This is a genomic window from Luteolibacter ambystomatis, assembly GCF_018137965.1.
In the GTDB taxonomy this organism is placed as follows: Bacteria; Verrucomicrobiota; Verrucomicrobiia; order Verrucomicrobiales; family Akkermansiaceae; genus Luteolibacter; species Luteolibacter ambystomatis.
On the sequence record NZ_CP073100.1, the window covers coordinates 3,959,369 to 3,972,014 of the forward strand.

Below are 12,646 nucleotides of genomic sequence, written 5' to 3' on the forward strand. Positions count from 1 at the left end.
GGAGTGCAGGAGCACGTCAAGGAGCGCCGGACAATACGGAGTCCAGTTCGTCCTCGACGTCGAAAATGTTGTCAATTTTGCCACCCATCACATGGATCAACGCGGGCAGCCCGGGATCCCGCCGGAACAGGATCGGGCGGCCGTCATCGACCTCGGTCTGGGGCAGCAGTGTTTTCACCTCCCACAACGAATCACGGTGGACCGCGCCGCGCAGGACCGGCAGGTAGCGGGAGGCATCCCCGACCATGTATTCGAAATGGCTGCGCTTGGAAAGCTGTTCGAAGCGCTGATAAGGATCGATCGGCTTTTCCCCCGGTTTCTCGAACCACTGGAGATGCGGCGTGTAGCGGACGTGGCTCAGGGTGGTGAGCCCGCGCGAGGGATAGGGCATGAAGGAGAAGAACGGCCCGCACATCATGGTCACGGACAAGCCGTCCAGATCGGGGGGCAATTCCACCAAGGCCATCTCCGCGAGCTCGTGCTTGAGGGGGATCGGCGGCAGACCGCTGCCGGATGTGAGCAGATTCAAGCCGCTGTAGGTCGCGTTCACCACCAGCTTCACCCGGTATTCCGACCCATCGTCCAGACGGACCTCCGCCAAGCCATCGGTCGCCGGTTGGGCGGAAACCACCCGGGTGCCGAGCTTCACCGGAATACCGGCTTCCTCCAAATCGCGGTGGCAGCGCTGGCGCAGGATCGCGCAATCGAACGCGCACTCCTCGGCGATCCACGAGGCCTCGGTGAGCACGGGGTTGAACAACCGCGCGATCTTGTCAGGCGCTGGTTTCAACGGCGCGCCGATCCGTTTCATGAACAACTCGAACTGCCCGGCGGACACCTTTGAAAACAACCGCCCCACCGCATAGACCTTCGTGAAGGTGTCCACGATGGCCTCGCGGTAGGTATCGCGGAAGCGCTCGTAATTGTGACGCGACCGGTAGGCCGTCATCAGGCTGCGCGGATAGTGGTAGCCGCCGTGGACCCGCGCCTGGTTCACACGCGAGGCCCTGCCTAACAGCTCCGGCCCGGCCTCCACCACCAGCGGCTTCAGACCGCGGCGATGCAGCATCAGCGCGATCGAGCAGCCGAAGAAGCCTCCGCCCGCGATCACCACATCCGGTTCCCTGCCGTTCATTCCGGAATACGATAGCATTCCCGCGTCTTGCGGATCGCCAGTCCCACCGAAGGCACGATGTCCTCCTGGGCTTTCATTTCAATGGCCACGTCTCCACGGTAGCCGGCCTTGTCCAACGCGTCCGCCACCCGCTGATGCACGGGATCGGGTTCGTCCCATGGGCCGAGGTTCGGCTGGCTGGCATGGGCGTGGGCGATCAGATGCGAGGCCTGTGCAATCACCGGCTCGAAGTTCTCTCCGCTCAAGGCCAGTCCGCCCGCATCCACATGCAGGCGGAAGCCCGGTGAGGAAACCGCCGTCACCAGATCGGCCGCCTGATCCATGCGGGTGCAGAAGTCCGCGCCGTAGGCTTCGGGATTCGCCTCCATCACCAGACACGAACCGGCCTGATGGCAGGCATCACCAACTTCACGGAAAAACTCCGTCGCGATCTTCATCGCCTCCGCGTGGGACCGCGATCCCTTCAGGCGGTTCTTCGGCGAGCCGAATACCATCGGTCCGGCCCCGCACCATCCCGCCACCTGCCCGACCGCGATCAACCATTCCTTCATCCGCAGGCGGGAGGCCTGGTCATCGAAAAGGAACACTCCATCGGCACCAAACAAGAGTGCCTGGAACGAGCCGATGCGGAAACCTCGTCCGGCATACCACTCCGCCTTTGCGCGCACGGCTTTTTCATCCGCACACAGGGGATCGCCGAAGGCCCGCAACGGTGCGAGTTCGACCGTCTTGACGCCGAGCTCGAGCGCCTTGTCCAACAACTCTTCCTCCCGGTCGGGAGGCCAGGCGATGTGCGAGATCGAAAGGTGGGAAGAAACAATCATCGGATGGAGGTGGCGGGACCGGCCGGTTCGTAGCGCAGGAGTGTGAGGCTGCCGAGCATCGTTTCCCTTTTGCCCCATGGCCCGAGGGCCGCGGTCGTGTTCACGATGGGCTCGAAAGCGGTGAGCCGGTGCCAAGGACCGGCTTTCCCTTGAAGAACGGGAACCAAGGGCCAGGGCAGAATGCCGGAGGGATCGGAGTCCGCATCGCCGTCCACGATCAGGATGTCTCCATTCGAAAGCGCGGAAAGCGATTGCTTCTCATACACCAGCCGCCGCTCGGCCGGAATCAGATTGGGGAAAGTCGTGAAGCGGATGCGGGCCCATTCCTCCGGCGGTCGTTCGGCCGCCGCTTCCCATAGGGAAAGCGGAATGAAAACCGTGCCGGTGCTGGTAGCCAAAGCTTCCGCCAAGACCTGGCGCGCGCGATCCCGCGGTGATGTGGGTTTGGAAGTCGCCACCGCAACCGTCGCCAATACCAGAGGCAGCACGCAGGCCACCGCCTGCCCACCAAGGCCCAACCTCACAAGACCGCGCCAGGCTCGTGGAAATCCGGACACAAGATGGAATGCCGCACCCGCCGCAAATCCGATGAACGGCGCAACCACCGCACCATGCCCGATGTTCGGATGACCCGTCGCGATCAGATACAGCGGTGCGAGCAAAACCAGCGCAATGGTAAGGGTGAGAGCCGGAGTCGTTTCCGCACGGGCCGCCTTGCCCCCTTTCCACCACGCCAGGACGCTGCAAGCGGTAATGAACAGAAGCGGAGCGGAGAAGAATACATTCCTGGGATCGAGGAACAGGCGGGTGAATGTCTGGACGATCCCCGACTTCAGCCCGCGCATCGCGGAAAGCGTGTCCTTCAACTGTTGCAGGCGGGCGGGATCGGACTGGTAGTAAAAGGCGAACCACGCCACCCCGACGAGCAAGGGCAGCCACCATTTCCACAGCGCCGTGCGGCCATCCCGGAAAGTTCCCGCCAGCACAATGAGGCCCGCTCCGGCCAGGGTCAGAGGATGAACCGAAGGAGCGAGAACCAGACAGATCGGGGCCACCCACAGGTGCCATTTCCGCGATTGGGAGGAAAGCAATGGTACCGCCGCGAACCACAGCAACACCGACGCCCATGTTTCCGGCCGATCGAGGAATGCCATGCTCGCAAACCACCCGCGATGGAACAGCACGGTCAGAAAGCCGATCGACGCCCCGGCGCTTGAACGGAATTTCCCATGCAGCAGCAGACCGACATGCACGGCGACTCCAAAGCGCAGCAAATGCAACAGCGACGCATCTCCCAGGCATGACCATGGCAGCAGGGTGCCGAACCAGGAACGCGCCAGCGGCCAGCCGAACCAGTGATAGCCCCACGTGTGATCGAAGCCTTCAAAGGTTCCCACAAACGGCCAGGCCAAATGCCCGGGATGTTTGCCCAGCGCAGCACCGACACTCTGGAATCCATCCGGAAAGCCGGGTTTGATGACGTACCACCCCGTCCACATCGACAAGGCGGCCCATGCCAGCCCGACGATCAGGAAGCCCACCATCAAGGGCAGACGCTTGATAACTTTCTCCACCGTCATTCGATCACGGGAGGATGGTCGATGCGGATCACCCGATAGGTCCGGGTCCCATCGAGTCCTTGGATGGTGACTTCATCCAGCACCGGCCCCAGGGAAAGCGGGTCGACGAAGGTGAGCCGCATCAGCGCCTCCGGGCGGAAGTAGGCGCTGCCCACCTGACGTTGGGACCATTCATACAAGAGAATGTCGCCGTTGGCGCAGGAAGCGAACAGAGATCTCTCCGCATCTCTGCGGCAGTCGGGAGTCGCCACGTTCGGGAAGGTATAGAACCGCGCGTTCTCCACTCCCGCCGCTGCAGCCGCTTCCCACAGACTGCATGGAATGAACACTCTTCCTTGCGAAGCCCATCGCTCCACCAGCGCCTGGGATGCCGGGCGCGCTGAAACTCCACGCGTCCGCCAGGCATCGATCATGCGGTTCCCTTGGAAAGCCGCTCCGTATACGAAACATCCACCCACTACCGCCCGGAATGCCGGTTTGCCGAATCGGGATGTATTCCACGGCGACCGGCAACAAGCGCAGACCATGCACGGCACGAGCGCCGCCACATGCAGGCGGTTCGGATTGTGTGCGAGCAGGGAGAACAAGGCGGCTCCCACCGGCATGGCCGCCCACAGGGCAAACTTCAACGCCCCACTCTCCCGCCTGCCAAACCAAAGGGACACGAGAGGATACATCCACAGAGCCAGCATCAACATGCCGAACGGGTTTCCATAGCAAAGGCGGAAACCCGTCAGCAAAGAGTGATAGGACAAGCGCTGCGCCGCGAGATTTTGAGTGAACTGGTGGAAACGTGTCGCATCTCCGAGAAACCAGACGGCGAGTCCCGTCACTCCGCAGAACCATCCGGCCATCAGCCACACGATCCGGACAAACATCCCGTCCGCCCGCATCCGCTGCCATCGCAGGCGGTGCCACAACATCCACACGCCGATCAAAAACGGTGGCGCCACCACACCGACCACGTGGACGAAAGGCAGGCAGAAAGCCAGGAGGGCGATCAGGAGATTGCCTCCTTTGGCGCTCTCCCGATCCGTCACCAGCCATGCAAGGCCGAGGAACAACACTCCGGCGAAAGGCTCCGGCCTCATCATCCCCACCGCAACGTGCAGGTCCGGCCACGCCAGCACGACCGCGGCTGCGATCCACGGCCAAATCCCACCGACGTGATGGCTGAGACGGCCCACGGCTGCCGCCCCGCCCACCAGCATCGCGGACCCCAAGGCGAATTCAAACAGCGGATGAAAGCCGATCCACGGCTGGAGAAAGCTGCGGAACATCGCCCATCCCGGCCAGTGATGGCCCCATGTTTGGTCGAAGCCGTCGAAGCTTCCCAGAAATGATCCGCGCAAGTCGAAGGGATGCTTCGCAAAAGCCACAGGACCGAGGCTCTGCCACGAGTCCGTGATCACGGAGCCGGAGAGCCAGGCATACCAAGCCGCCCAGACGAATGCAGCGGCCAGCAGGAGGCCTCCTCCTGCTTTCACCCGCCAATCGATCACCCGGTCCATGCGGCAGTCCCTCCCACCCTCAAAGCCAGTCTCCGAGATCATCCAGCACTTGCTCCTTCGAATAAAGGTAGCCGTTCGATCCGCCCCATTCGGCCGCGTGCTTCGAACGCATGTCGTAGCCCGCGGGAGGAGGACCTTCACCACCGAGGAGACGCTCCGGGAAGAAGCGGTCGCGGATTTCCGAAGTGGCGACCGGCTCGGAAGAAACGTTCAGCAGGTCGATGCCGCGCTCCCACACATGACCGATGTCCGCCGCCAATCTACGGGTATCGTAGTATTGGAACACGCCGCCGGGATGAACCTTGTGGAGCTCGTTGTCGTGCATCATGTCATAGATCACGTTTTTCTTCAGCCCCGGACCGAACAAGCCGGGCAGCCGCAGGATGGAAACCCGCGGGAACAACCCGCGGATGCGCTCCTCGGCGTCCAGACGATTCAGGCCATAGGCGTGATGCCCCTCGACCGGGATGGGAGAGTCCTCGTCCACGTCACGCGGGGCGGGATAGACATCGATGGTGGAGATGAGGGTGAAACGATCCGCGCGGACTTCCGCCAGGGCCTCCAGCAACCGCGCGATCCCGGCCTTGTCTTCTTCCGGATGCAGGTTCGCCCACCACTTCTTCGCCTGCACGCCCGCACAGATGACATGCCCGAAGGATTGCCCGCGGATGTTGTCGATGTCCGTCGAACGATAGCGATGGGAAGGAGACAAGGCGTCGGCAAGGGTGGATCCGACGAAGCCGGTGTGGCCGATGAGGGCGGTCATGGTTGCGATGAGGGAAGGGTCGTGATGAATTCCTGCAGGCTGTCCAACACGGCCCGCGCGGAGCCGGGTGCGAGATGGACGCCATCGGTGAACTGGAGGTTTTCGTGCGGAATCTGCTGCTCCAGATTGACGAAAGGCACGTCCGCCATTTCCGCCACATACGCGGTGGCTCGATCAGTGACCTCCCGCCCTTCCGGACGCATGGGAGCGGAGGGGTATTCCACCAGGATGATCCGGCTGCCGGACTCGCGCAGCATCGCGATCATGCGAATCAATTCATCGAGAGTTTTTTTCTCCAAGGCATCCCTGGGCTGGATTCCCTTCGGGAGCGTGGTCCGCGCCAATGGAAAGCGCCGTGTGGTGGTGTCTCCCGCCGGTCGCTTCAACAATCTGTCATAGAGCATGCCGCTGGGGCGCGCCTGATAGGAAAACACCGGCAGGTGGGTTCCCGCCCGGAACACCGGACCTCCCACCGCTTTCAAAATCGGAGAAGCCTCGTACTTCACCGCACGCTCGATGGTATTGGACTCGAGCACGATCCACTTGCCGGCTTTGACGCGGCCTTCCACCAGCATCCGCATGCCATCGGTGAGACAGCCGCCGTCGGTTCCAAGGTTCGCCACCTTGGAATTGCCCACCTCCTTGCCGGGCAACCGCCCGCTGATGGAGGACCCTACCAGGGTGAACTCCGCCGGAGCTCCGGATGCCGCGGCCTGGAAGCGTGACAGCGAGGTGAAATAGTTCGACTCCGTCTTGCTGCTCTTCCACCCGAGGCCATAGGCTCCGGACCACTGCAGAATCGCGCAGACGAGGAAGCCCGCCAACGTCCCGGCCAGGAACTTCCGCAGATGGGTAGGTGGGGATTCCATGAAGGAAACGGCTTAGAACTGGAAATAGATGAAGCCTTGCGGCGCACCCGAATTGGTGAAGATCAGGAACAGCAGGCCGCCGTAGATCAAAGCCTCGCACCAACTTCCGCGGAAGTCCGCGAACCAATCGCGGCGGTGTTCACGGACCCAACCGGCCACGTGATACAGCACCACGGCCGAGCCGAAGACCGCAGCCACGAACACCGGCGGCCCTGCCATGTGGAGTGGTCCCGCGAGTTGCTTGAAGAAAAGGCCGATCTGCCGCATGTCCGGCATCAGGAAGGTCAGCCACAGCAGGGTGACGGCGTGAAAGGTGTAGAACCATCCGAGCACCGCCCGCATCGGACGCGGCCTCTCATCCTTGCCACGGCGCCGGAAGAAAAATCTCTCCGCCGCCAGCAGCAATCCGTGCAAGGACCCCCATAACGCGAACTTCCACTCGGCTCCGTGCCACAAGCCGCCGAGGAACATGACAAGGAAGAGATTCACATATGTTCTCGCTTCCCCCTTCCGGTTTCCACCCAGTGGGATGTAAAGATAGTCCCGGAGCCACGCGGACAGGGACATGTGCCAGCGCCGCCAGAATTCCGTCACGCTGGTGGAGAGGTAGGGGAAATCGAAGTTCTCCGGGAAACGATAGCCGAACAAGGCCGCGAGGCCGATGGCGATGAGGGAGTAGCCCGCGAAGTCCGCGAAGATCTGGAGCGAGTAGCCATAGAGCAGCATCACCAGATCCACCGGTCCGGCGAAAACCAACCAGGGTTTCGTCAGCGTGACGGTTTGCTCCGCGAGGTTGTCCGCCACCACCATCTTCAGGAAATATCCGAGAATCAGCGAACGCAGGGCCGCACCCCACGCGATGTCCGCGAAACGCTTGGACGCGATCTGCGGCCAGAACTGCTTCGCCTTCACAATCGGTCCCGCAACCAACTGGGGGAAGAACAACAGGTAGAAGCCGATGTCGCGGACGCCCTTCGCAAACCGCAGGCCGTAGCCCCAGAGGATGCCGAGCCGGCTCTTCCCCGCGGTGTTCCGCCCCTGTTCGTCCGCTGCACCCTCGCCACCGGACATGAGGGCATCGCTTTCCCGGATCACCTCCCCGCGGGCGACATCAATGATCATGCTGATGCCATGGAAGGTGTAGAACGAAATGCCGATCGGCAGCGGGATGCCGCGCAGCGCCTCCACCCATTGCGTGGGCAGGAATGGCAGCATTCCCGCGAAGAACGGCGCATACTTGAATACGCCGAGCAGGGCCAGGTTCAGGATGACGGCGGTCCGAACCCAGCGTTTTACCTTCGCGTCATCTCCGGACAGCTTGTGCAGGATGATCCTGCCGGTGGCGATGCTGTTGCCCACACAAGACACCGCGAGCAACAACAGCAGCCGCGGATCCTCCCAACCGTAGAAGATCACACTGGCCAGCAGGGCGATCGACACCTGCCACGCCTTGCCATGGCGACCGCCGGACCAAGGCGCGTAATACGCGGCGAAGGTGACCACCAGCAGGACGAGAAACTCCCAGGAATTAAAAAGCATGCCGTAAACTGGGGAGTCCCCCCGTCAAATCAGTCTTTCACGGAACAGCCTGCGCAGCAGCTCCGACGCGGTGGCCATGGCGAAAAGGGTCACGGGCAGGGCCACCACCGCCGCCCATCGCATGTCCAGCTTGGTCACCACGGCCGTCAATTCCACAATCCGCTTCAGGCAGAAGCAGTGCAGGCAGAAGATTCCGAGGGAATTGCGGGATAGGAACGTCAGCCAGGCCGGAGGAGCCGAAGTCACGCCAAGGGCCGCCGTGATCGCCAAGGCTCCTCCGAGAATCGGCGACGGCCGCAAATACTCCGGCAGGAAATGGCGGTCCGGCCCCACCATCCAGCCCGGTGCCTTGGCCAGCCATTCGAGGGAGGCGGAAACTACAAAGGCCACGAACAGCCCCCTGAGCATCCATTTCCGATCCACGGATGGCTCCGCCAGCACCCTGGCAATGAATGGTGCGGCTAGGAAATTCAACGGCCACCAATACGTCGCCACATGGGTCCAGATCCAACCGGTGGAGGCCATGGCGACGAGCAGCACGCCATTCAGCCCTATCAGCGCTGCCGCCCAAAGACATGCCGTACGCACGTTCATCGCTCCCGCCAACCGCGCGATCGGACACAGCAACAAAAGCACCGTGAAGAAATAAAACGTCCAGCCGCCGCCGCGCAGCAGGAATTCCACGGGACCCAGCGTCATGGAGTCCCGCCCCCGCCACGTCCACACAAACCAAAGGCCGACCCAGAACACATACAGCGCGCCAAATCTCTTGAGACGGCGCGCATAAGCCCTGGCATCCTCCCGCGCTTCCACCTGGAGGAAATACGACATGATCAGAAAACCGGGAACAGCCACGCCCAGCACATCCGCGATCACGACATCCCACCAGGACGGATCGGCACCGGCATTCTCTCCGGCGAGGTTCAGATGCATCGCGATCACGAACGCGATGAACGTCACTCTCAGCCAGTCGAAGCCATACCAGTGCTTTTCTTTCTCTTCACCCATGCTCGTCTGGGAAAAACCTGGTCGCCGGAACCCCTCAGCTGTCCGCAAGCTGGACGTAAACCCGCAGGAACCGCCTCGTGGCCCAACCGGAGGCCGGCATCGTGACACGCCACTTCTGGCCGGTGCGTTCCACTACGGTTCCCGTAGGAAGCTGGTTGGTCCAGTTGACCAGATCGGTGGACCATTCGACCGCGTAGGTCACTCCCTGGGCCTCGGCATCCGCGTTCAAGGTGCACTCCAGCACCTGGGTGCCGCCCGCCCCCCGGGTGCAGCGGGGCAGGTTGGCCACAGGCGCATTGCCGTCCGCGCCCGCCGGCCCGAAGGCGTAGGCCACCAGCGCCGGGTCGGTCGATGCGGGATCATGATGCACATAGACAGGCGGGCTCGGAGGCGTCACCGGAGTCAGCGGGGCGGTCACACCGGAATTCGGATAAGTGGTGACCACGGACCAGACGATCTGCTGGAGCTTGGTGGCGACTTCCGGAGGGAAGTTCACCGGCACATCCGTGGGGAAATCCGCGCTGATTCCCTTGGCTGGCAGGCCCACGGGGGATTTCTTGAAGAGGGTGGCGTAGTGGGTGAGCGCGGAGATGTAGGCTCCCATGTCGCTGGGGTGGCGCTCATCCAGATAGAGCGAATCGCGGTTGTAGCCGCTCAATACCCCGGTGCCCAGTTGGGAAGCGACGGCACGCAACGCCTCACCCGCGGGAATGATCAGCGCGGGCTTGCGTCCACCGCGGCTGATGTTGGTCCGGATCTGTTCGAACGAGGCGTTGATCGCGTTCTGGGTGGAAACCGATTCACTGGAATAGGGCCAGTAGGCGTAGAGGTAAACCTGCGTGCCTGCCGCATCCGCGATGTCGTAGAACCGCTGGGCGTACGTTTGGAAATCGCCCATGGCGTAGGATTGCCATTCGCGGCTGTGGGGCTGGATCACCAGGGCATCCCAGGTGCCGGTCGGCAGGTCGGCGCGGGAAGGCGTGCCGGTGTAGAAACCGCCAAGACCGGTATCCCAGTGGAAATGCAGGGTCTGGGCATCGGTCATCTGGTAGCCGGCCGCGAGATCACCACCGGTGGCCTGGACCAGATTGGTGAGTTCCTGCGGAATATTGCTCCAGCGGGTGAAGCTGTTTCCGATATGGAAGGTGGACATGGATTCCGCCGTGTGGATCGTCCCCACCCAGCCGGAATAGGTGACGGTTCCCTGGGTCCGGCCGGTCGCCGCCCGTGGCACCACGCCCACCCGCAGATAAGCGCCCTGATCCGCCGCAGTCAGCGTGTGCGCCCGCTCCGAAGCCGAAGGCCCGCTCAAACGAACCACCGTTCCACCCGAGGGGTTGGTGGTTCTCTCCCAGATGAACTGGGTATCGCCCTCGGCATCCCCGTCCTGATCGGCGTAGGTGTAAACGGGCGTCACCGCGCCGCCCACCCGGAGCGCTCCCACCACCCCCGCATTGCTGGCGGCGGGCGGGAAGTTGACCACGTTCATGGTCTCCAGGCGCAACGCATTCAGATACCCGTAGCTGCCGGTATCCCTGCGGACGGAAATGGTGATCACGCCGTCCGTGGTCGGCCGCACGTTCTCAAACACCGCGAGCCCCGAACGGTTGGCATTCGGCTGGCTGGAGGTGTTGATCGCTTGACCGCTGGCTTTCAGTGTCTGGGAGGAGCTGGTTTGCAATCCCGAGATATCATAACGCGTGATCCGGGTTTCGGTGGTGTCCCGCGATCCGAAGAGGGAGATGCGGAAGATGCCGTCCGTCGGAAGATTCGACAGCGTGACCGTCAGGACATCACTCCCCGCCACGTAAAAGCTGTCCATGGTGGCGGAGGGCACCGCCAACCCACCGAGGGCGCTTGCATCCGGCACGGTGGTTCCGGAGGTATTCGCTCCCGAAAGAAATCCGGCGACCGAGAGGCCGATGCCGGTGGAATCGCCCGTATCGGTCAGCAGATTGCCCAGCGCGGCAACCGGCTGGGTATCGATGACGTTGTTCCAACGGCGTCCGTTGGCATCGGGACTCGCCGTCTGCTGGCCGCCCGCTCCGAAGTCCACGTAGGCCGTGGAAACCTGTGACCATGCAAGGATCGGGCACCAAAAGAGTACGCCCGTGCAACGGAGAAGCAGTCGATTCATGGGTTTGACAGGGGAGCAATGAATGCCGCGGCACCCGGGGGGATGCGGACGGCTCAAACCCGGAATTCAAAATCCTTCGGCAACGTTCCAGGTTCTAGGTTCTTTCAAAAAAGCATCCCGCCTGAAATTATGCAAACGTTCCCCTGCCTCCCTACGCGATTTTTCGGCTTATGCCCTCATACCAGCCGGTGCCTGAATGCCCGGCGCAGGAACTCCGTTGCAAATGAGCAACAGACGATCAGCACGGCGCAGCCGAGAACAACCGAAGCTCCCTGCCATTGAGGCGCATATTTCCCCAGCACGGCCGCCGTGGCTTTCACGAATCCACCGAGCACAAATGGATGCAGGCAGTAGGTTCCCAGGGCATTCCTCGAAAAGAAGGAGAACACCCGCCCCGGCTTTGCTTTCACTCCGATGGCCAGCAGCACGATCACCATCGCCCCGAACTGGATCGAGAACCGCGCGTGCTTCGGAATCCAGCGGCGTTCTTCATCCAGGGAATCCAGCGGCAGCGCGTGGCTCCATTCCCATACGGCGGCCAGGATCGCCAGAACGAGGAAGGCACCGATCCATTTCCATCGCGCGGCCCGGGAGTGCCGCAGCATCTCCACATGCGGCACCATCAGGGCGGCCACAAAGGGCATCATGGTGAAACAGGTGGGCAGCCAATAGTAGTGCGAGTGCGTCCAACGGTTGTCCAGAAGCAGCCACTGGTAAGTCCCCGCCAGAACAGCCGCCGACAGCAGCAACCCCACCCATTGCCCGCGGCGTGACAACCGGCCCGCCACCCAACCCAGCCAGGTGCAGATGATCAGCACCGCGATGAAGTAGAACACCCAGTTCCCGCCCCTCAGCAGGAACTCGATGACCCCAAGGACTCCCGGGTGCTCCGGTTTCGATTTGGTATAGAGCACCCAAGCCCCCACCCAGAAACCGTAGAGGTATCCGAGGTTCGTCAATCTCGCCCAAGTGCGTTCCCAAGTGGGGGTCTTGAGCAGGAACAGGATCATCGATACCAGAACGAACGCCGGGACGGCGCAGGACTGCAGGTGGAAATAGAAATAGTCCCAGACATTCGGCCCCTGTCCGACCACGGCGGCGCGGTCTTCCGCCCAGCCCTTGATCAGATTGGCATGGCCGACGATGACGGAGACCATGAAAAACACCCGCAGGTAGTCGAATCCCCATATACGGGGGGAGTCGGCCTCGGGTGAAGGACGTTGGATCGCTACCGGCTTGGTTTCGGGCTGGAGGACGAGAGACATGCGAATGAAACC

10 protein-coding genes are annotated in these 12,646 nt (G+C 62.4%); all 10 read right to left on the minus strand.

Features of this window, described 5'->3' with window-relative positions; translation table 11 throughout:
• Positions 1 to 16 precede the first annotated feature (16 nt).
• The 10 genes from KBB96_RS15215 to KBB96_RS15260 all read right to left on the minus strand — a co-directional run bounded on the left by KBB96_RS15215 (position 17) and on the right by KBB96_RS15260 (position 12,634).
• Complete coding sequence (locus KBB96_RS15215; RefSeq protein WP_211630322.1) at positions 17 to 1,135, minus strand: NAD(P)/FAD-dependent oxidoreductase; 1,119 nt, start codon at positions 1,133 to 1,135, stop codon at positions 17 to 19.
• A complete protein-coding gene (locus KBB96_RS15220; protein WP_211630323.1) occupies positions 1,132 to 1,959 on the minus strand; it encodes a sugar phosphate isomerase/epimerase family protein in 828 nt (275 codons plus the stop codon). Before KBB96_RS15220 ends, KBB96_RS15215 begins: the two co-directional genes overlap by 4 nt.
• Positions 1,956 to 3,539: a hypothetical protein gene (locus tag KBB96_RS15225; protein ID WP_211630324.1), complete on the minus strand. Its 1,584-nt coding sequence runs from the start codon at positions 3,537 to 3,539 to the stop codon at positions 1,956 to 1,958. Before KBB96_RS15225 ends, KBB96_RS15220 begins: the two co-directional genes overlap by 4 nt.
• Positions 3,536 to 5,092: a hypothetical protein gene (locus tag KBB96_RS15230; RefSeq protein WP_211630326.1), complete on the minus strand. Its 1,557-nt coding sequence runs from the start codon at positions 5,090 to 5,092 to the stop codon at positions 3,536 to 3,538. Before KBB96_RS15230 ends, KBB96_RS15225 begins: the two co-directional genes overlap by 4 nt.
• Complete coding sequence (locus KBB96_RS15235; protein ID WP_211630327.1) at positions 5,070 to 5,816, minus strand: NAD-dependent epimerase/dehydratase family protein; 747 nt, start codon at positions 5,814 to 5,816, stop codon at positions 5,070 to 5,072. Before KBB96_RS15235 ends, KBB96_RS15230 begins: the two co-directional genes overlap by 23 nt.
• Positions 5,813 to 6,685, minus strand: a complete 873-nt coding sequence (locus tag KBB96_RS15240; protein WP_211630329.1) for an SGNH/GDSL hydrolase family protein — start codon at positions 6,683 to 6,685, stop codon at positions 5,813 to 5,815. Before KBB96_RS15240 ends, KBB96_RS15235 begins: the two co-directional genes overlap by 4 nt.
• Before the next feature lie 12 nt (positions 6,686 to 6,697).
• Positions 6,698 to 8,224 (minus strand): MBOAT family O-acyltransferase, encoded by a 1,527-nt coding sequence (locus tag KBB96_RS15245; protein WP_211630330.1) that lies wholly within the window; start codon positions 8,222 to 8,224, stop codon positions 6,698 to 6,700.
• 24 nt (positions 8,225 to 8,248) lie between these two features.
• Positions 8,249 to 9,232 carry an acyltransferase family protein gene (locus KBB96_RS15250; RefSeq protein WP_211630331.1) on the minus strand — a complete coding sequence of 328 codons (984 nt, stop codon included), beginning with the start codon at positions 9,230 to 9,232 and terminating at the stop codon, positions 8,249 to 8,251.
• A 34-nt stretch (positions 9,233 to 9,266) separates the two neighbouring features.
• The gene (locus tag KBB96_RS15255; protein ID WP_211630332.1) at positions 9,267 to 11,369 is read right to left on the minus strand and encodes a hypothetical protein; all 2,103 of its coding nucleotides are present in this window, start codon (positions 11,367 to 11,369) and stop codon (positions 9,267 to 9,269) included.
• A 176-nt stretch (positions 11,370 to 11,545) separates the two neighbouring features.
• Positions 11,546 to 12,634: an acyltransferase family protein gene (locus tag KBB96_RS15260; RefSeq protein WP_211630333.1), complete on the minus strand. Its 1,089-nt coding sequence runs from the start codon at positions 12,632 to 12,634 to the stop codon at positions 11,546 to 11,548.
• Positions 12,635 to 12,646 lie beyond the last annotated feature (12 nt).